The sequence below is a fragment of the Thalassospira lohafexi genome (genome assembly GCF_002844275.1).
Taxonomy (GTDB): domain Bacteria; phylum Pseudomonadota; class Alphaproteobacteria; order Rhodospirillales; family Thalassospiraceae; genus Thalassospira; species Thalassospira lohafexi.
Window position 1 is genome coordinate 406817 of the sequence record NZ_NXGX01000002.1, and the last position, 20583, is coordinate 427399.

Sequence of the window (20583 nt, forward strand, 5' to 3'; positions counted from 1 at the left end):
ATTGTTTCAGATGTCTTTGGCCCGTCCGAACATAAAAAAAGCCGGATGGAACGGCTCCATCCGGCTTTTCAATCGTTCTGCGTTCAACAAATCAAAGCTTATTCAAACTTGTTGGACCGCGGGAAACCATTTGGCGGCAGGCGCCCTGCCCCGGCACGTTTGCCGGTCCATTCGGCGAGATCAGTCACAGTCCGGGTACGGCCTTCGTTGCCGCCCATAGCCCAGCTCAGACCGTCTTCAAGCTTGAACATGATCAGGTCTGAAAGACCGCCTTGACGGTATTTCTGCAAAATCACGCCGCGGCCGCGCGTCATTTCAGGCACTTCGGCAATCGGATAGATCAAAAGTTTACGGTTATCGCCCAAAACAGCCACATGGTCGTGTTCGACCGGCAGGCATATCTTGGCAACTTCACCCGCGCCAAGATTAAGGATCTGTTTGCCGTTCTTGGTCTGGGCAACAACGTCTTTCTCAGCAACCTGGAAACCACGTCCGGCTGAACTTGCCACAAGCAGGTTACGATCATTCTTGTGAACGATCATGGAGACAATGTCATGTTCCTGTGGCAGGTCGATTGAAAGACGGATCGGTTCACCATTACCACGACCACCGGGCAGCTTGTCACACGACATGGTGTAACAACGTCCTGCCGTTGACAAGATAATCACTTTGTCGGTCGTAAAGGCCTTAAGCGCAAAGCGGCCTTCGTCGCCATCCTTGAATTTAAGGTCGCCAAGGTCGGCAACATGCCCCTTAAGGGCACGAACCCAGCCCATTTTCGAACAAATGATCGTAATCGGTTCGCGTTCAATCAGGGCCTCTAGCGGGACTTCAATTTCCTCTGGCGCATCACCGATCTCGGTACGGCGTTTGCCAAGTGCTGTTTTCTTGCCAAACTTTTCGCGCATCAGTTCGACTTCGTCGCGAATGCGTTCCCAACGCATTGTCTCGCTGGCAAGAAGCGCTTCCAGACCTTCCTTTTCTTCGGTCAGTTTGGCGTGCTCGTTCTTGATTTCCATCTCTTCGAGCTTGCGCAAAGACCGCAGACGCATATTCAGGATCGCATCAGCCTGAACTTCTGTCAGGTCAAACGCCTTCATCAAAGACGCCTTTGGCTCATCCTCAAACCGGATGATGCGAATGACCTCATCAAGGTTCAGATAGGCAACAAGATAGCCTTCCAACACCTCAAGACGATGATTGATCTTGGCCAGTCGATGATTGGAACGACGGATCAGAACATCCTGACGGTGGGCCAGAAACGCGCGAAGAACTTCGCGCAAATTCATCACACGCGGCGTGTTATCCCCATCAAGAACGTTCATGTTCAAACCAAACCGGATTTCCAGTTCGGTGTTTTTGAACAGCATTTCCATCAGATGTTCTGGTTCAACCGCACGGGTGCGTGGTTCCAGAACAAGACGGATAACATCGGTCGATTCATCGCGAACATCATTAAGAAGCGGCAGCTTCTTGGCAATCATCAAATCGGCGATGCGTTCAACCAGCTTGGCCTTTTGAACCTGATAGGGAACTTCAGTGATCACAACCTGATAGAGGCCGTGGCTGAGTTTTTCGACTTCCCACTTTGCACGCAGGCGGAAGGATCCACGCCCGGTCGCATAGGCCTCAAGAATATTTTCGCGCGGTTCAACCAGAACACCACCTGTCGGGAAATCAGGTCCCGGCACACAGCGCACAAGCTCGGCAATCGAGGTTTCCGGGTTGTCGATAAGCTTGATCAGACCTTTACACAGCTCGTCCGCATTATGGGGGGGTATGTTGGTTGCCATACCAACTGCAATGCCCGACGCACCGTTCGCCAAAAGGTTCGGAAACGCGGCGGGCATAACGATCGGTTCTTGTTCTTCACCGTCATAGGTCGACCGGAAATCAACCGCGTCCTCGTCCAGACCGTCCATCAAAGCCGCCGCAACGGCGGTCATACGGGCTTCGGTATATCGCATGGCCGCGGCGTTATCGCCGTCAATATTGCCAAAGTTACCCTGCCCGTCGACAAGCGGATAACGCACTGCAAAATCCTGTGCCAGACGCACAAGCGCGTCATAGACCGACTGGTCACCATGCGGGTGATACTTACCGATCACGTCACCAACCACACGCGCGCATTTCTTAAACCCGTGTTCCGGGTTCAATTTCAATTGGCGCATGGCGAAAAGAAGACGGCGATGTACTGGTTTCAATCCATCGCGAACATCGGGAAGAGAACGCGACATGATCGTCGACATCGCATAAGCAAGGTAACGTTCGCTCAGCGCGTCGGCAAGGCGGGTTTCCCTGATTTGGCCGGCACCGGCCGGGTCGGAAGTCTTGGTGCTCATGAACGGTTTTTCTTATTTCTTTGCAGAATGGACAGGTGTGACAACACAAACGATTTTGGCGTCAATGTCTCACTGTTCTGGCAACATACTACGCCCGGCGTAGGAGTGGTCAACATGTGCTGTACAAAATGGGTGATTTATTTTTCTTGCACGGGCACAGACCGCCAGACATGGCTGACAAGACGGTCGCGTGCCGCGACAGGCTTTAGGGCTTTTGCTTCGAAAATATCGCGATGAATGAAGAACCCGGTAAGCTTAAGCCCATCGCGTATCTGGTCGGAAAGCGGTGCGGCCTTGCGTGCGTCCGATCCCTGCCCACCGGCAAGAAAGGCCGGTAATGGCAACAGACGATCACGATAGGCATGACCGGCTTCTTCCGCCACAGCCCGCCCACTTTTGGGCGACACATAAGCAAGCCCCGTGGTCGCATTTGTCGCCGCACAGCAATCAAGTGCAAGACCATAACCAAGTTCTTCAAGAAGGCCGACCTCCCAACGGATATAGGCAGGCAGCCACTGTTCGGCCTTTAAAGCCGACAGCAATGCGATGGTTCCATGGAATAAATCAGGATGGGATTCACGTTCGGGCAAGGTCGCATCAAGCATGGCACAGGCCGAACTCATCGCCATCAACGGCCCCGCAGACAGCAAAAGATCAGCCGCGTGCGCACCAGTTAACTCACAGCGAAATTGTCCAAGATGTTCCGCCAGCCGTGCCGACCACCCCACCCGCACTTCATTTCCCGGCTCAAGTGTACCGCGCATTGATTTGCTGGTGGCACCTCGCACCATGCCAGCATGACGGCCATAATCACGGGTCAGGACGGATAAACGAACGGCATTTTCGCCGAGTTTGCGTGTCGAAAGAACAATGCCGTCATCACGCCAGTCCATGCACGCACCTTAGAAAAAGCCGCTGGGCACTATCAGTCGGGTCACAAGGAAAAAGAAACCAATCAAGCAGGACGCAAGACAGAAAAGAGCCACGCCCAGAACAGCTTTTCTGCCCCATGAACGGTTTTCGACGTCTTCGACAGCCATATCGATTGGATCGGTGGAATGTTTGGTCATTAATTCGGGCCTCCGCCCGTCATCTTCCAAAACAACCCGAGCAAAAAGATGCTCAGCGCTGCCAGCAGTGCAATAAGGTTAAGTGGGCGATGCAAAAAAGAGGTTTCGCGACGTACGGACGAACGATCAATCCGTTTCCGGAAAGGTTTTCTGGCAATGCGCGCAACAATCATTGCGGCAACAGCGCCAACAACAATCAAGACAACGCCCCAAAACGATCCGATTTCCATTATCTATCCCGTGATTGATAGCTCATCCGTACGGCGCGTTTAAGTCAGGCGTTGGGGTCCAGGCCCCACATGGCGAACCGATTGGGATCGTCGCCCCAGTTTTCACGCACCTTAACAAACAAGAACAAATGAACACGACGTTCGAAAATCGCCTCAAGTTCCTTGCGCGCATCACTGCCCAGTGCCTTGATCCGTTTGCCACCCTTGCCCAGAATGATGGCCTTTTGGCCCTCACGCTCAACAAAAATGGTTTGCTCAAGCTTGACTGAACCGTCTTTACGCTCTTCCCAAAGCTCGGTTTCCACCGTTGCAGAATACGGCAACTCCTGCTGAAGCTGATAGTATAGCTTCTCGCGGGTGATTTCCGCTGCCAGCAGACGAAGCGGCATGTCAGACACATCGTCTTCTGGGAACATCCAAGGGCCATCAGGCATTTTTGCCGAAAGGAAATTAACCAGATCCTGTGTTCCGGCACCCTTTTTAGCTGAAATCATAAACACATCGGTAAAGACTTCATGCGCAAACAGATCTTGCGACAGGCGCAAAAGTTTTTCCTTATCCGTAACCTTGTCGACCTTGTTTAAGGCCAATATGGCTTTGCGGTGCTGATCTTTAAGCTGCTTGATGATGGCCTGATCTTCTGCGGTAACACCTGCCCCGGCATCAATAACAAGAACAATCAGATCCGCATCATCTGCACTATTCCACGCGGCTTTGACCATGGCGCGGTCAAGGCGGCGTTTGGGGGCGAAAATCCCCGGCGTATCAATGAAAACAATTTGTGCATCTTCGGTCATGACAATACCGCGCACACGGGTACGGGTTGTCTGCACCTTGGGCGAGACAATCGATACTTTCGTACCGACAAGCTGGTTCAGCAGGGTCGACTTGCCCGCGTTTGGTGCACCAACAAGTGCAACAAAGCCGCAGCGCTGCTGATAAGGTAATCTGTCTTCACTCACAGGTGTGGGAACCTCATTCATAGCTCAGTTTATCCAACATCAATTGGGCGGCTATCTGTTCCGCCTCACGTTTTGATTTGCCTTCGGCACTGACACTGTCGCCATCACTGGTGGTCAGTTCGATGGTAAAAACAGGTGCATGAGCCGGGCCTTCGCGGCCAACCATTTCATACTTTGGAAGCGGCTTCCCGCGTCCTTGCAGCCATTCCTGCAACTGGGTTTTCGCATCCTGGGGCGGCTTGTTATCTTCATCAAGAAGCGGCGTCCACAGCTTTTCAATAAAGCTACGCGCCGGTTCCAAGCCACCGTCAAGATAGAGTGCGGCAATCACTGCTTCCATGCAATCAGATAAAATTGCCGGATTGGTATCGGCACCCGCAGCACGTTCGCCTTTTGCCATCTGGATGTGATCACCCAGATGGATCTGGACTGCAACACGCGCAAGTGTCTCACGCCGCACAAGGGCGACGAAGCGCTTGGCCATAGCCCCTTCGCGTTCGCGCCCGAAACGGGTGTATAGCATATCAGCCACGACCAGACCAAGAACACGATCGCCAAGGAACTCAAGGCGTTCGTTGCCCCCACTCAGTGCGTCTTTGCCCTTTGCCGCACTACGATGCGTTAAGGCGACACGCAGAAGGTCCGGGTCAGAAAAACCGTGATCAATTTCTGGGATCAGCGGAGCACCATCGCCCATCAGTTAACCCCTTGGAACAGGCGGTCATAGCGGATGCTGCCCAAATCATAGATCGGCTGCGAACTGTCCTTGGAATAGAACAGGAATTCAGCGCGGCCAACAAGGTTCTCAATCGGAACGAAGCGGAAGCGTGACGGGAATGCGCGGCTGTCTGCCGAATTGTCGCGGTTATCACCCATCATGAAGAAATGGTCTTCAGGTACGGTAAATGGCTCGGTGTTGTCACTTGGCCCCTGATCGCCAAACAGCTCAAGGATACGGTGTACTCGACCATTGGGAAGCGTTTCAAGATACTGTGCAACGGCTGCTGAACGCCCGGTCCCATCGGTCAGGATGTAATCTTCGATCCGTTCGCGTTCGACCATCTTGTTGTTGATGTAAAGACGCCCGTTGGTCACCTGAACGGTATCACCCGGAAGTCCGATCACACGTTTGATGTAATCCTGCGACGTATCAGACGGCAGTTTGAAAACAACAACGTCACCGCGCTCAGGCTGTGATTCCATCACACGACCCGGTATCAGCGGCAGGCTGAAGGGCAAACTGTGTTTGGAATACCCGAACGAAAACTTTGACACGAACAGGTAATCGCCGACCAGCAAGGTCGGAATCATCGACCCGGACGGAATGTTAAACGGCTCATATGCGAATGTGCGAACCAGAAGCGCGATGAGAACGGCCCAGAAAACGGTTTTCAGAGTATCGAGAATTCCACCCGTTTTCTTTTTATGCACTAGCTTTTCCATTCCGTGTCTTACCAATCACTTTAATCTGTCAATCCGCCGAAATAACCACAACAGCGTTGGCCAATGGATATTCATCCGTCAACGTCACATACACTGATGCAATTTTCCCGTCAGGGGTCAATTCTTCAAGTCTTTTCAAAGCACCGTCTATCAAAACCATGTCAGGTTTACCACTGGGTTGATGCACAACCCCCATCGTATTGTGATAAACACCCCGGCGAAAGCCTGTTCCCAATGCCTTTGAGCACGCCTCTTTGGCAGCAAAAGACATGGCAAGCGACGATGCAGTCCGATGTGGGCGGCGCTTTGCACGGGCAATTTCAACCTCGGTAAAGACACGTTTCATGAAACGTTCGCCGTGACGCTCAAGAGCCGTCTCTATCCGGCGGATGTCACACAAATCTGTGCCAATCCCGATAATCATTTAGCACCCGTTTCAAGGCCACGCGCCTCATCCATAAGACGGCGCATTTTGCCAATCGCAGCTTCCAGACCGACAAAGATCGCCTCGCCGATCAAAAAATGCCCAATGTTAAGTTCCGCAATAGCAGGAATCGCCGCAATCGGTTTGACCGTGTCGTAATTCAGACCATGCCCGGCATGGATTTCAAGCCCGATCGCAGAACCATAGGCAACTGCCTTGCCGATACGCTGAAGTTCCCGGTTACGATCATCCTCGGTCTGCGCATCACAATAGGCACCGGTATGAATTTCAACAACGGGTGCGCCAAGACTTTTGGCAGCATCAAGCTGTTCTTTCGATGCTTCGATAAACAGCGACACCCGGATACCGGCATCACCAAGCTCAGACACAAACCGCTTGAGATGATTGTGCCCACCAGCGACATCAAGACCGCCTTCGGTCGTGCGTTCTTCACGTTTTTCCGGAACCAGACAAACAGCGTGCGGCTTTGTTTCAAGCGCAATCGCCAGCATCTCATCGGTTGCGGCCATTTCAAAATTCAACGGAATATCAATATGTTCACGAAGCTTCTTCATGTCATCATCAGAAATATGACGACGGTCTTCGCGCAAGTGCGCGGTAATTCCGTCTGCACCGGCGGCCTGCGCAAGGGCCGCCGCACGTGCAGGATCAGGTGCAACACCCCCACGGGCATTCCGTACAGTCGCAACATGGTCAATATTGACGCCGAGCCGAAGTTTCGAACTCATGAAGTTTCATCCTGCTTTTTGGTGGCACTCTTTGCCGCACTTCCGATCTTTTCCTTCGCACTTTCAAGCATCGGCACCAACCCATGGCGGTCCGATTTTTTCATGCGACGCAAAATACGGTTATGGCGATAAATCCCCACAGCGCGACGCACCGGGAAGTAAAACAGCATCCAGACCACAAGTGAAGTCGGAACACAGCCAACGATCATCGGCCAGATAATATCGACAATGCCGTGCCACAGATTTCCCAGTGTCGTGTGATCGGCCGGATCCCAATGGCCAAAAATCAATCCCCCGCCAATATAGCTCAGCCCCAAGGTGATGAAATCCCAAAGAACGGTCATATCAAAATGAACCGCCTGTGCGGTTTCATCCACACCGAGTATCCAGTTTCCGCTGGTATAAAGCCATATCCAGATAAACGGGAATGTCCAGGGATTACCGATAATCGTGCCCAGCAGCGATGCAACAAGGTTGCTTCGCAAGACAAAGCTTAGAATCGCAGACAGAACAAAATGAAACCCGATAAACGGCGTAAAGGAAACCGCCGCCCCGATCGCAAAACCCGACGCAATGCTGTAGGGCGACCCCGGCAAGCGTGCGACACGATGGGCAAAATATTGCGACGAGCGCCGCCATCCGCCGCGCGGCCAAACCACGTTGCGAAATTTTTCAAAGGAATTTGGTTTGATGCGGCGCCGAAACATGTGGGATCAGTTCTGGGAAAAATCAGGTAAACCAAGACAAAGTCGAGGCATATGGGTAAGTGCTACCTGCGCACTTGGCAAGGCTTTTACGCCGAAACAATCGAAAAGGCGAAGGACGTTACGTTTCCCCATTACCCGCGCGCGCGCTCCACAGTATTGACCACCGGGGTTGCCCGCAAAGCGGCAATGATATTGGTCAGGTGTTTGACATCGACAACATCGACATCAATCAACATCTCAAAGAAATCCGTGGTGCGGTTGGTAAAGCGCAGATTGGTGATATTGCCATGATTCTTGGCGATCACACTGGTAATGGAACTAAGTGCGCCCTGCTCGTGCCCGACGGTCAAGCCCAGGCGCCCGATAAAGTGTTCAGGATCGCCATCATTGTCCCAGCCAACATCAAGCCAGCGTTCAGGCTGCTCGGTAAAGGTTTCAAGCGTGTCACAGTCAATCGTATGGATCGTAACGCCCTTACCTGTCGTCACAATCCCGACAATGCGGTCGCCCGGCAAGGGATGACAACACCCGGCATAATGCACCGCCATGCCCGGAATAAGCCCCTTAAGCGGGATAGCATGCTCGTGCTTGCGGGTGCGCCCTTTTTCAAGCGGTATAATCTTGCGCGCGGTTTCGGTGTCTTTCGATCCCGGGAATACGGCATGAACAACTTCACGCCCGGTATGATGCCCTGCCCCGACCGAGCTTAGCAAAGACTCAACCGTCGGCAGTTTGAAGATTTTCAGAACACCATCGATGGCCTTGTCGGAATAATCGTAGCCTTCCTGACGGAACGCCTTTTGCAGGATGGCTTTACCAAGGTCCTTGTATTGGTCTTCTTGCTGCTGGCGGATGAACCGGCGAATTCGCGCGCGTGCTTTGCCGGTAACAACAAACCGTTCCCACGTCGGATTAGGCGTTTGTGCCTTAGACGTCACGATCTCAACCTGATCGCCGTTATTCAGCACGGTGCGCAACGGCACCATCGCCCCATTGACCTTCGCCCCGACACAGGTATCCCCGATGTGGGTATGGATCATATAGGCGAAATCAACCGGGGTCGCGCGTGCAGGCAATGCAATGACTTCGCCCTTCGGGCTAAAGCAAAACACCTGATCCTGGAACATTGCGAGCTTGGTGTGTTCAAGGAACTCTTCTGGCTCTGACGCATGTTCAAGAATATCCAGCAGATCGCGCAGCCAGCGATACTGCACACCTTCTTTTTGCGGGCCAGCCTTTTGCGAGCCACCTTCCTGCTTGTACGCCCAGTGTGCCGCAACACCGTTATCGTTGACTTCGTGCATCTCACGGGTACGTATTTGCACCTCGATACGATGGTTTTCCGGGCCAAGAACGGTTGTGTGGATGGACCGGTAGCCGTTCGGTTTTGGGGTCGAAATGTAATCCTTGAACCGCCCGGGTACGACTTTGTAATTGGCATGCAAATAGCCAAGAACCTCGTAACATTGCGGCATATCTTCCACCAGCACCCGAAATGCCATGATGTCAGACAGCTCACCAAAGGTGATGTTCTTGCGCTGCATCTTCTGCCAGATAGAATATGGCCGTTTTTCACGCCCATAAATATCAACCTTCAGGCCCTGGCGCACGATAACGTCTTTAAGCTCTGAGACAATGCGATTAACAACATTGTCGTCCTTCTCGCGCAGGAATTCCAACCGGGCAAGGATCGAGTCACGGCCTTCAGGATTGATATGCTGAAACGCCAGATCTTCGAGCTCTTCCTTGATGTCATGCATACCGATGCGTTCAGCAAGCGGGGCATAAATTTCAAGCGTTTCTGCGGCAATGCGCACCCGTTTTTCGGGTTTGTCGATGTAATGCAACGTGCGCATATTGTGCAGGCGATCCGCCAGTTTGACCAACAGAACCCGAATGTCTTCTGACATGGCAAGCAGCAGCTTGCGGAAGTTCTCGGCCTGCTTTGAATCGGCTGATTTCAACTCGATCTGGGTCAGTTTGGTAACACCATCCACCATCTTGAGGATGTTGGTGCCAAACAGCTTGGTGATTTCTTCTGGCGTGGCATCGGTATCTTCGATGGTGTCATGCAGAAGCGCCGTGATGATCGTGTCGCAATCGAGCTTGTAATGGGTCAGAATGCCCGCGACTTCGATCGGATGGGAAAAATACGGATCCCCCGAGGCGCGCTTTTGAGAACCATGTTTCTGGGTCGCATAGACATAGGCCCGATTAAGCGTGGTTTCGCACGCATCAGGGTCGTAAGCCTTTACCCGTTCAACAAGTTCATATTGACGCATCATTCAGGGGGCATCTCCGCAAATCACGACTGGGGCACAAACCACGCCCCGTTCATAAGATAGTACGATTTAGACAAAAAAAAGCCACGGAAGATAAACACCGTGGCTTTTCTTTTGAAACGGTCTCACAACAACGTCGCTGTGACCTTATTCTTCTTCGGATGGTGCAACCACACCAACCGACGCATCTTGTACAGCTTCTGCAACCAGTTTCGGTCCGAAATCATCTTCGGATTCTTCTGGTTCATCAGGTTCAACATGTCGCTGCAGACCCTGAACCAAGCCATTGCGCAGTTCGTCGAAATCAACTTTTTCTTCAGCGATTTCACGAAGCGAAACAACAGGGTTCTTATCGTTGTCACGATCAATGGTCAGTTCAGCGCCAGCCGAAATGTTGCGTGCACGCTGAGCAGCAATCATAACCAGCTCAAAGCGGTTCGGAATCTTGTCTACGCAATCTTCGACGGTAACGCGCGCCATAAATGTCTCCAGAAAAACTTTTGGGGTGTCCAGACCGAGCTTTATAGCGCCGGATCGTTTGTGTTGCAACAGCGAAACCACACTTCAGAACAGGTTTTCACTGCATTTTTCAGCGATTTGCCTGTTGTCTGATCTGCTGATCGGATGGAAGATCGGAAATCAGGTCTTCGACCGACCTGTTCAGAACCGGATGCACCCACCCTGGCGCAACATCGCGCAACGGCAAAAGAACAAACGCCCGTTCGGCCATTCTGGGATGGGGCACCTGAATTCCGCCATCTTCCGCGATCAACTCACGGCCATAGGCCACCAGATCAAGATCAATCACCCGTGCGGCATTGCGTTCGCGACGCACCCGACCAAATTCAGATTCAACGTCATGCAAACGTGATAGCAAATCATGGGCCGAAAGATCCGTCGATAACCGCGCAACACCATTCACATACCATGGCTGATCGGAAACCGGCACCGGGGCTGTTTCATAAAATGATGACACACAATCGACCAAAACATCGCCATCCTTGGCCAAATGTTCCAGTGCCGCCTTCAATGTTTGCGCTGGCGCACCATATTGATCGGTAGGCAGATTTGCACCGAAAGCGATCAGAATAGCGTTTTCAGACGTATGGTGACTGTTGGACGTCGACGAGGTGCTCACAAAGCAGGCTTTCGGGTCTGTGGGTGTCGGGAAAGACGGCATATCTAAGGGAGTCAGCATATTCTGTCTATGACATTCTGTGACATTTTCACCTTTCCTTGTCCACCTACCCACGGTAAACATTTGGTGTTCCGTTTTTTTTAGGAACAGCATACTTAAATTTGATGTTTGAGGAATTTATATGATGATTTTTTACCCGCAAGAGCGGATCGGGCTCTTTATTGATGGCTCCAACCTCTACGCTGCGGCACGTGCGCTTGGTTTTGACATTGATTACAAACGCCTTTTGGAACTGTTTTCGCAAAAAGGTCAGTTGATCCGTGCATTTTACTACACGGCGCTGATTGAAGATCAGGAATATTCCCCCATTCGCCCGCTTGTCGATTGGCTTGATTACAACGGCTACACCATGGTCACAAAACCGACCAAGGAATTCACCGATGCCACTGGCCGTCGCAAGATCAAAGGCAACATGGATATCGAGTTGGCGATTGACGTCATGGAAATGGCGCAACACCTTGATCATGTTGTTATTTTCTCAGGCGATGGTGATTTCCGCCGTCTGGTCGATGCCATCCAGCGCAAAGGTGTCCGTGTAACGGTTGTCTCCACGGTTAAATCGAACCCGCCGATGGTTGCCGATGAGCTGCGCCGTCAGGCCGACAATTTCATCGAACTGACCGACCTTGAAGGCACTATCGCACGCAAGGTTCAGCAACGTCGCGACGATGATCATCCTGATATTGATGATCACCCCGACCACCCTGAACTTGATGACGAGTTCGATTACACCTGATTGAACGCCGTGCCCGCCCATCCTGATCACGACCGGTTACGGCCCGCACCGTAACCGGCAAACTGTCAGATCTGCCATGACCACCTATCAGCAGCCCGACCGAGATTGCCTGCTTTGCCCGCGCCTTGTTGAATTTCGCCGGGCAAATCAGGAAAAATTTCCCGATTTCTATAATGGCCCCGTTCGGCCATTTGGCCCGATTAATGCCCGACTTTTGATTGTCGGCCTTGCCCCCGGCCTAAAGGGTGCCAATGCCACAGGCCGCCCGTTTACCGGCGATTATGCCGGCGATCTTCTCTATGACACGCTCAAAAAATTTCGGTTTGCCAAGGGCACCTACGACAAACGCCCTGATGACGGGCTGGAACTGCTTGATTGTCGCATTACCAACGCCGTTAAATGCGTTCCGCCGGAAAATAAACCGACCGGGCCAGAAGCCAACACCTGCCGCCCATTCCTGATCAGTGAATTTGACGCGATGACCAACCTTTCGGCCATTTTGTGCCTTGGTCAGGTCGCCCATCAGGCGATGATGCGCACCTATGGCTTGAAGCTTTCAGCATTTAAATTCGCCCACCGTGCATCACATCGCATGGAAAATGGCATCACATTGTTTGATAGCTATCACTGTTCGCGCTACAACACCCAGACCTATCGCCTGACGCCAGAGATGTTTGAAAACGTCTTTGTCGACATCCGCGCACATCTGGACGGTTAAATTGCCCGATATACCACCCATGCACGACTTACTCGACCGACCTGCTCAACGTCTGCCGATTGACGTTCTGCGCGACGTTTTTGGCTATGACAGTTTTCGCGGTCAACAGGCAGAAGTCATTGACCATGTGATTGCCGGCAACGATGCGCTTGTCCTGATGCCAACCGGCGGCGGCAAGTCGCTTTGCTATCAGGTTCCAGCCCTCTGCCGACCGGGGACGGCGATTGTTGTCTCCCCCCTGATTGCCTTGATGAAAGATCAGGTCGACGCGCTAAGCCAGCTTGGTGTGAAGGCCGCCTTTATCAATTCGACACTGGCCCCCGATGCCGCACGCGAGATCGAGGCACGTGCGATTGATGGCGACATCGATCTGCTTTATGTCGCACCGGAACGCTTTGCATCTGATCGATTTTTGAACCTTTTAGATCGCATTAGCATTTCGCTGTTTGCGATTGACGAGGCCCACTGCGTATCGCAATGGGGCCATGATTTCCGCCCGGAATACCGTCGCCTTGATCTGTTGCCGACGCGCTTTGCCCATGTGCCGCGCATTGCCCTTACCGCAACGGCAGACACACCAACGCGTAAAGACATCGCAGAAAACCTTCATCTGACGGATGCACAGTGCTTTCTGACCGGCTTTGACCGCCCCAATATCACGTACCGGATTGAAACCAAGGGCAACGCCAAACAGCGGCTATTGTCATTCTTAAACCGTGAACACGTCGAAGATGCCGGGATTGTCTATTGCCTGTCGCGTCGCAAAACCGAAGATATCGCCCAATGGCTGACCGATAATGGTCGCCCGGCCCTTCCCTATCACGCCGGCTTGACACAGGACGTGCGCCAACGCCATCAGGACCGATTCCTGCGCGAAGATGGAATGATCATTTGCGCCACTGTGGCCTTTGGCATGGGGATCGACAAACCCAACGTCCGGTTTGTCGCCCACCTCAATCTGCCCAAAAGCATGGAAGCCTATTATCAGGAAACCGGCCGTGCGGGCCGTGATGGATTGCCTGCCAATGCGTGGATGAATTACGACCTGTCTGACATCGTATCAATCCGCAGCATGGTCGCCGGCTCCGAAGCCCCCGAAGCGCAAAAGCGCATTGAATCGCGCAAACTCGACGCGCTTGTCGGTTTGGCCGAAACCACCAAATGCCGCCGACAAGTCATCTTGTCGTATTTTGGCGAAGATCGTCACGAACCGTGCGGTAATTGCGACACCTGTCTTGAGCCGGTGGAAACATGGGACGCGACCGAGGCATCACGTAAGGCCTTGTCGGCGGTTTACCGCACCGGACAGCGGTTTGGACCGGCCCATGTAATCGAAGTTTTGATCGGCCGCAAAACCGAAAAAATCCGTCAGAACGGCCACGATAATATTTCGGTATATGCGATTGGCAAAGACATCGCCCAGCCGCAATGGCGATCTGTTTTTCGTCAACTTCTGGCGATGGGGTATCTGCAAGTCGATGTCGAAGGTCATGGCGGCGTTTACCTGACCGAGGAATCACGACCGGTCTTACGTGGCGAAAAAGTCGTTGAAATGCGTAAAGACCCGGGCGAAAGCAAACGCGCAACAACGCGGCGCCTGCGCGATTTCGATACCGAATTTGAAAATGAAGAAGACCGCGATCTTTGGGAACGGCTGCGTACCATGCGACGTGAGCTCGCCACGGGTCAGAATGTCCCGCCGTATGTGATCTTTAGCGACCGGACACTTTGGGAAATGGTACGCTTCAAACCCCGCACCCTTGAAGACATGATGTCCATCAATGGCGTTGGCGTGAAAAAGCTCGACCAATATGGCTTGGCATTTTTGGATGTGATGGACGGGCGGCGTTAATCACAGCCGCCCATCTATCTGAAGTCAAGTCAGGCTACTCGGGAAATGAGTTACTAATCTGCAAGTCCGGCCTTGATCGCCGTGATGACCTCGTCATCAGCGGGTTTGACGCGCGTTTCAAAGCTGTTGATGAGCGCCCCGTCCCGACCAATCAGATATTTATGGAAGTTCCACTGCGGCGCATTATCCGCACCAAGTGTTTGTTCTGCCCACTTAAAAAATGGGTGAGCATCTGGTCCCTTGACCCCGGTTTTGGACGTCAGCGGGAAATCGATATCAAAATTGACTTCACAAAAATCCTGAATTGCTGCGTCGTCACCATATTCCTGCCCCCCAAAATCACCTGACGGCACGCCCAGAACGACCAAACCATCGTCCCTGTAATCGTCCCACAGCTTTTGCAGCCCCTCATATTGCGGCGTGTAACCACACATGGATGCGGTATTGACCAATAAGACGACCTTATCACGATAATCTGACAGATTAATTTCACCACCATCAATGGCAGGAAATGAAAAGTCATACGCAGTGTGCGCATCACCCGATGCCATACTTCCTCTCCCGGAAAAAATGACTGTTACAAAAAGAAGTGAAAACAATACAACGAATTGAAATGACTTGCTACTTGGGTAATCGCGTCTAGCCATATCGTTCCTCCGTCCAGGGATCGGCGTTATTGTGATATCCACGTTCTTCCCAGAATCCCGGTTTGTCGTGCTTGGCGAAATTGATCTCGCGCACCCATTTCGTACTTTTCCAGAAATACAATTTCGGAATAACCACGCGAACCGGACCACCGTGCTCCTCGGTCAAGGGCTCACCTTCCCAATGGTGGGCGATGAGCACATCGTCATCAAGGAACTGATCAATTCGGACATTGGTCGTATAGCCGTCATGGGCGGTGAACAAAACATGCGTCACATCCTTGGTTGGCTTGACGATATCGGCCAGTGCCAACGCCGACACACCATGCCAGTGATTGTCATATCGCGACCAACTGGTCACACAATGAATGTCATTCTTTGCCTGAACATTTGGCAAATCAAGAAGCCGCTCAAAATCAAGGATAAGCGGATTTTCCACCTCCCCCGTAATTGACAGTTCAAAAGCATCTGGGCTGATATGCGGTGTAATGCCAAGATCAAGAACCGGCCAATCCTTGACCAAACGTTGGCCCGGCGGCAAACGGTTCTCGTGCTTTTCATCCGCCGTACCGGTCAAAAGACGCCCGTCTTCGGCCCATTTGCGTTTGGCCGCAATCAGCTTGTCCTTGATTTTGCCACTGAAACTTTGCGTCACAGAACTCTCCTTTACTACAAGCTGATACGAAAAATGGCGCCGACATGTTCACCATGACGACGCCATTTAATCACTAAATCGTGGGCCGCGTGCAATTCACATGCGCGCGATGTTACCCGCTAACATTCAATATCAGCTGAAATCGCGCAGAATACGCGCTTTATCGCGCTGCCAATCACGCGCTTTAACTGCTTCTCGCTTATCGGCTTTTTTCTTGCCTTCTGCGATGGCGACTTCAAGTTTGGCGATGCCGCGTTCCGTAAAATACAGCTTCACGGGAACAAGGGTGAAACCCTTTTTGTTCAACGCGTCGTGCATCTTTGTGATTTCACGCTTACGCAGCAGCAACTTGCGCGGACGGCGTTCTTCGTGGCCGAACGGCATTTTGCTTTGATATTCAGGAATATAGCAGTTCACTAGCCAAACTTCGCCATTTTTGGCCTCGGCATAGGATTCCTGAATATTGCCTTTGCCTTCGCGCAGCGATTTGACCTCGGTTCCACGCAAAACGATCCCGGCTTCAAAAGTTTCCGTCAGGAAAAAATCAAAGCGGGCTCGCCTGTTTTGCGCGACAATATTCGTGTTATCTGTCTCTTTCTTGGGTGCCATAAATCAGCTTTAATCGCCTAGTGGCCGAGAATACCAGCGCCCTTAAGCGCGGCTTCGACCTTGCGTTTGGTTTCATCGGCAATCTCGACCATCGGCAGACGCATATGACGTCCACACAGGCCGAGAAGTTCTGCCGCGTATTTTACAGGTCCGGGGCTCGATTCACAGAACATCGCCTTGTGAACCGGCATCAGTCGATAATTCAACTCCTGAACCTTCGAAAGGTTCCCTGCCGCCCATGCACTATGAAGATCAGCGCAGAGTTTCGGGGCAATATTTGATGTCACCGAAATGCAACCATGTCCGCCCTGTGCAAGGAACGGAACAATTGTCCCGTCTTCGCCCGAAAGCTGACAGAAATCAGCCCCTGCTGCCAAACGGGTCAATGCAGGACGCTCAAGATCGCTGGTCGCATCTTTAACACCAACAATGCGCGGCAGTTTCGCAAGCGACGCCATGGTGTCAACCGACATGTCAACGGTCGAACGGCCCGGAATGTTGTAAATCACAATCGGGATGTCGGTCGCATCGTGAATTGCTTTGTAATGCGCATGCAGTCCCGCCTGGGTCGGTTTGTTGTAATAAGGTGTCACAACAAGGGCTGCATCCGCCCCGGCATTCTGGGCATGACGTGTCAGCGAAACGGCTTCTGCAGTCGAATTTGACCCTGTACCGGCAATAACCGGACCGCGCCCCTTGGCAACTTCCAGTGCCAGTTCAACCACGCGATGGTGTTCGGCATGGCTAAGGGTCGGCGATTCACCGGTGGTTCCGACAGGCACAACACCCGCCGTGCCCTGTTTAAGCTGCCAATCCACAAAATCCTGGAACGCCTTTTCATCGATCGCACCATCACGGTCAAACGGTGTAATCAAAGCGGTAATAGAACCCTTAAACATAGAGATCTCCAAATCTTGGATGGATTGAAAGCGGACGCGAAAATAGCGGCTGTTGGTCATTCCCGCAAGCACTGTATACATTAATAAGTCGGTTCTGCGATTGCGGTTGCAATTTCCGACGAGGACTGTTTGGCTTTTGTCAAATTCACTGCCATAATGCGCAGGTCTAAAGCGCAAAAGCTGCCGAAAGGCACAAGGGGACAATTACATGGCGCAAGCGTCTTTCCGCAAGATTTCGGTCTGCGCATTGGCACTGGGCTTATCAATGCTGATGCCAACGGGCAATCAGGCAAAGGCCGAGGCATACGAAGACAATCTTCTTCTAACGCAACCGCCCTCGCCTGCCTATTCCGCAGTCAGCCGGGCCAGACTGAATGCATTTCTTGATGCTCTTGAAAACGGGCGTACAGAAACGTTTGAGCAATTGCTCCCGAATTTTGAGGATCCGTTGCTGCAAAAAGCCGCAGAATGGATGTGGCTTGTTGCCCCGAATTCGGGGCGCAGCTTTGAAGAAATCACCACTTTTATCGACGCCCATCCAAAATGGCCCAGTCAGTCATTACTGCGCCAGCGTGCCGAAGAAGCCATGACCGATGCGGTGCCTGACGCCGAAATTCTCGCATGGTTCAAACGATCTGCACCGGTAACTGCCGATGGCGCAACCCGCCAGATCAAGGCCCTTTTGAACGCTGGACAGGTGTCTGCTGCAACCGCCTTGATCCGCACAAGTTGGATCAACGAAAATTTCGGCAGCGGACAGGAACGCCGTTTCCTTGATCGGAACAGCAAATACATCGATCAGGATACCCATCAACAGCGCCTAGACCGCCTGTTGTGGGAAGGCCGACTGGGCCCGGCATCGCGCACGATGGAATATGTCAGTGACGACTATCGCCTACTGGCAAAGGCCCGTGCAGCATTGCGCTCAATGAGTGGCGGTGTGGATGCGGCAATCAACCGCGTTCCGGAAAAATACCGCAATGACCCGGGATTGATATACGAACGTGTTCGCTGGCGTCGCATCAAGGACCGTGATCAGGAAGCCCGTGACCTGCTGCTGTCACAGGCAAATGATCTGGCCTACATCTCGATCCGCCCACAATACTGGTGGCTTGAAAAGGCCATTTTGGCGCGTCGCGCCCTGCAAAAGGGCCATATCACCGATGCCTATCGTTTGGTCGCCAACCATGGTCAGACCGATGCCGGAGATATTGCAGAAGCCGAATGGTATGCCGGGTGGATTGCGCTCGAGTTCCTTGGCGATGCGGATATCGCCCTCACGCACTTCCAGAATCTTTATGATGTTGTGCAGTACCCGATCAGCCTGTCTCGCGGTGCCTATTGGGCCGGTCGTGCCAGTGAAAAAATTGGCGACAAGGACCGTGCACACCATTGGTATAAACTTGCCGCGGAACATGCCCATACATTCTATGGTCAACTGGCAATCGATGCGCTTGGCGCCAAACCAAGCTATTCAGTGATCCAGCCGGTTCCGACAGCAGAACAACGTGCCGATTTTGAAAATCAGGAACTGACACAGGTTGTTCGCAAACTTGGCGATCTTGGCCTTGGCAACATCATCCGGCCGTTCATCATGGCACTGGTTTATGAACATGATGAACCGGAATATCTTGCCATGGCGACCGATCTTGCACGTGAATATGGCCGGGCCGACCTTGGCATTATTGCTGCCAAACGAAGCATTCGTTCTGGCAGCGGCTATCTTGATGCCGCCTATCCGGTCCATGAACAGGTTCCGTTGGGACGCAATCCAGATCCTGGCCTTGTACATGCGATCATGCGCCAGGAAAGCCTGTTTAACCCGAATGCGGTGTCATCTGCCGGTGCACGCGGTTTGATGCAATTAATGCCCGCAACGGCAAAACGCATGGCACAGTCGCTGGACCTTGAATATGAAACCGAACGTCTGACCGAAGACCCGTCGTTCAATATTGCTGTTGGACGTGCCTATCTTGCGCGGCTACTCGATCGTTGGGGCGGCGAAGAAGTCCTGACAATTGCCAGTTACAATGCCGGACCAACCCGTGTGCGCCAGTGGGTCAACGAATATGGTGATCCACGCGATCCCGATGTTGATGTGGTCGACTGGATTGAAATGATCCCCTATAGCGAAACCCGAAATTACGTGCAGCGCGTGATGGAAGGAACCTATGTCTATCGCAGGCGTTTTGCCCGCGACGAAATCGCGATGGGGCAAGACAACGCCAAGACCGACGAATAAACTCACCGTTGCGCATAGTCGAAAAACACACCGGCTTGCGCAACGGTTACCATCGCACCAAATTTGATCCATCCTGCTTGTCAGAAGAAGGTCGAAAACATGTCCGATAAAGAACTTTCATCCTGCCGCGCATTTGTATTCGATGCTTACGGTACACTTTTTGACGTCGGCTCCGCCGTTGCCAAGTTTCGCGACACGGTCGGCGACGAGGCAGAGCGACTTTCCGCAGTCTGGCGGCAAAAGCAACTTGAATACACCTGGCTGCGCAGCCTGATGGGTGATTTCACCGACTTCTGGACCGTTACCGGCGATGCCCTTGATTTCGCCATGGAACAGACTGGTAAAAAAGACCCGGTTTTACGCGCCAAGCTGATGGAAACCTATCTGTCACTTGATACCTTCCCGGAAGTTGTCGAAACGCTCAAGACCCTTAAATCGCAGGGCCACAAACTGGCCATCCTGTCGAACGGGGCCAAGCATATGCTGATTTCGGCGGCAAAATCATCGGGCATACTCACCTTGTTCGATCACATTATCTGTGTCGATGATCTCAAAACCTATAAGCCGCACCCAGATGTCTATCAATTGGCCGTCGATCAGCTCGAAGTTGACGCCGCCGAGATATCGTTCCAGTCGTCTAATGGCTGGGATATTGCCGGTGCCGGGCATTTTGGTTTCCGCACCGCCTGGATCAATCGCACCAAACAACCGATGGAACGCCTGTCGCATCAGGCTGATGTGGTCCTCAACGGTCTGGACGAACTTTTGCCCCTGATTGAGGCACCGCAAAAAGCGTAACCGGGAACACTGGACAGTGCTTT

Annotated in this window: 22 protein-coding genes; 5 read left to right on the plus strand and 17 right to left on the minus strand. The window is 52.5% G+C overall.

From position 1 onward, the window contains the following. Positions 1-98: 98 nt before the first annotated feature. The 13 genes from parC to folK all read right to left on the minus strand — a co-directional run bounded on the left by parC (position 99) and on the right by folK (position 11347). The gene (gene parC / locus COO92_RS05690; RefSeq protein WP_022732308.1) at positions 99-2342 is read right to left on the minus strand and encodes a DNA topoisomerase IV subunit A; all 2244 of its coding nucleotides are present in this window, start codon (positions 2340-2342) and stop codon (positions 99-101) included. Between the two features lie 137 nt (positions 2343-2479). After that, the gene (recO, locus tag COO92_RS05695) at positions 2480-3235 is read right to left on the minus strand and encodes a DNA repair protein RecO (protein ID WP_101300563.1); all 756 of its coding nucleotides are present in this window, start codon (positions 3233-3235) and stop codon (positions 2480-2482) included. A gap of 9 nt (positions 3236-3244) precedes the next feature. Next, a complete protein-coding gene (locus COO92_RS22040) occupies positions 3245-3412 on the minus strand; it encodes a hypothetical protein (protein ID WP_022732310.1) in 168 nt (55 codons plus the stop codon). Then, positions 3412-3642, minus strand: a complete 231-nt coding sequence (locus COO92_RS05700) for a hypothetical protein (RefSeq protein ID WP_022732311.1) — start codon at positions 3640-3642, stop codon at positions 3412-3414. The genes COO92_RS22040 and COO92_RS05700 overlap by 1 nt, the downstream gene beginning before the upstream one ends. A 44-nt stretch (positions 3643-3686) precedes the next feature. Further along, entirely contained in the window at positions 3687-4625 is a 939-nt protein-coding gene (era, locus tag COO92_RS05705) for a GTPase Era (RefSeq protein WP_101300565.1), read from the minus strand. Next, a complete protein-coding gene (gene rnc / locus COO92_RS05710; RefSeq protein ID WP_022732313.1) occupies positions 4618-5301 on the minus strand; it encodes a ribonuclease III in 684 nt (227 codons plus the stop codon). Before rnc ends, era begins: the two co-directional genes overlap by 8 nt. After that, on the minus strand, positions 5301-6047 hold the full coding sequence (gene lepB / locus COO92_RS05715) for a signal peptidase I (RefSeq protein ID WP_022732314.1): 747 nt from the start codon (positions 6045-6047) through the stop codon (positions 5301-5303). Before lepB ends, rnc begins: the two co-directional genes overlap by 1 nt. A gap of 28 nt (positions 6048-6075) precedes the next feature. Beyond that, a complete protein-coding gene (acpS, locus tag COO92_RS05720; RefSeq protein WP_022732315.1) occupies positions 6076-6471 on the minus strand; it encodes a holo-ACP synthase in 396 nt (131 codons plus the stop codon). Then, positions 6468-7220, minus strand: coding sequence for a pyridoxine 5'-phosphate synthase (locus COO92_RS05725; protein WP_101300567.1), 753 nt, complete (start codon positions 7218-7220; stop codon positions 6468-6470). Before COO92_RS05725 ends, acpS begins: the two co-directional genes overlap by 4 nt. Next, on the minus strand, positions 7217-7927 hold the full coding sequence (locus tag COO92_RS05730) for a DUF2062 domain-containing protein (protein WP_022732317.1): 711 nt from the start codon (positions 7925-7927) through the stop codon (positions 7217-7219). Before COO92_RS05730 ends, COO92_RS05725 begins: the two co-directional genes overlap by 4 nt. Before the next feature lie 131 nt (positions 7928-8058). Continuing rightward, complete coding sequence (locus COO92_RS05735) at positions 8059-10212, minus strand: RelA/SpoT family protein (RefSeq protein ID WP_101300569.1); 2154 nt, start codon at positions 10210-10212, stop codon at positions 8059-8061. Positions 10213-10356: 144 nt separating this feature from the next. Next, the gene (gene rpoZ / locus COO92_RS05740) at positions 10357-10689 is read right to left on the minus strand and encodes a DNA-directed RNA polymerase subunit omega (protein WP_022732319.1); all 333 of its coding nucleotides are present in this window, start codon (positions 10687-10689) and stop codon (positions 10357-10359) included. A 109-nt stretch (positions 10690-10798) separates the two neighbouring features. Continuing rightward, positions 10799-11347 (minus strand): 2-amino-4-hydroxy-6-hydroxymethyldihydropteridine diphosphokinase, encoded by a 549-nt coding sequence (gene folK, locus COO92_RS05745; RefSeq protein ID WP_240626340.1) that lies wholly within the window; start codon positions 11345-11347, stop codon positions 10799-10801. Between the two features lie 184 nt (positions 11348-11531). Between folK and COO92_RS05750 the strand changes: the two genes are divergently transcribed. From COO92_RS05750 to recQ, 3 genes are all read left to right on the plus strand, one after another. Beyond that, positions 11532-12143 carry a LabA-like NYN domain-containing protein gene (locus COO92_RS05750; protein WP_028791546.1) on the plus strand — a complete coding sequence of 204 codons (612 nt, stop codon included), beginning with the start codon at positions 11532-11534 and terminating at the stop codon, positions 12141-12143. Positions 12144-12219: 76 nt separating this feature from the next. Then, positions 12220-12861, plus strand: a complete 642-nt coding sequence (locus COO92_RS05755; protein WP_101300571.1) for a uracil-DNA glycosylase — start codon at positions 12220-12222, stop codon at positions 12859-12861. Between the two features lie 19 nt (positions 12862-12880). After that, the gene (gene recQ / locus COO92_RS05760; RefSeq protein ID WP_101300572.1) at positions 12881-14713 is read left to right on the plus strand and encodes a DNA helicase RecQ; all 1833 of its coding nucleotides are present in this window, start codon (positions 12881-12883) and stop codon (positions 14711-14713) included. A 53-nt stretch (positions 14714-14766) separates the two neighbouring features. Here recQ and COO92_RS05765 read toward each other — a convergent pair whose 3' ends face one another. The 4 genes from COO92_RS05765 to dapA all read right to left on the minus strand — a co-directional run bounded on the left by COO92_RS05765 (position 14767) and on the right by dapA (position 17520). After that, positions 14767-15264 (minus strand): glutathione peroxidase, encoded by a 498-nt coding sequence (locus COO92_RS05765; protein WP_101300574.1) that lies wholly within the window; start codon positions 15262-15264, stop codon positions 14767-14769. Positions 15265-15352: 88 nt separating this feature from the next. Then, positions 15353-16012: a sulfite oxidase-like oxidoreductase gene (locus COO92_RS05770; RefSeq protein WP_101300576.1), complete on the minus strand. Its 660-nt coding sequence runs from the start codon at positions 16010-16012 to the stop codon at positions 15353-15355. A gap of 132 nt (positions 16013-16144) precedes the next feature. Beyond that, entirely contained in the window at positions 16145-16621 is a 477-nt protein-coding gene (gene smpB, locus COO92_RS05775; RefSeq protein ID WP_101300577.1) for an SsrA-binding protein SmpB, read from the minus strand. Between the two features lie 17 nt (positions 16622-16638). After that, positions 16639-17520 (minus strand): 4-hydroxy-tetrahydrodipicolinate synthase, encoded by an 882-nt coding sequence (gene dapA, locus COO92_RS05780; RefSeq protein WP_101300959.1) that lies wholly within the window; start codon positions 17518-17520, stop codon positions 16639-16641. 208 nt (positions 17521-17728) lie between these two features. On the opposite strand from dapA, the gene COO92_RS05785 reads away from it, so the two are divergent. Together COO92_RS05785 and COO92_RS05790 are read left to right on the plus strand one after the other, a co-directional pair. Then, positions 17729-19762 carry a lytic transglycosylase domain-containing protein gene (locus tag COO92_RS05785; RefSeq protein WP_101300579.1) on the plus strand — a complete coding sequence of 678 codons (2034 nt, stop codon included), beginning with the start codon at positions 17729-17731 and terminating at the stop codon, positions 19760-19762. Positions 19763-19861: 99 nt separating this feature from the next. Then, positions 19862-20560, plus strand: a complete 699-nt coding sequence (locus COO92_RS05790) for a haloacid dehalogenase type II (RefSeq protein ID WP_101300580.1) — start codon at positions 19862-19864, stop codon at positions 20558-20560. Positions 20561-20583: the final 23 nt, after the last annotated feature.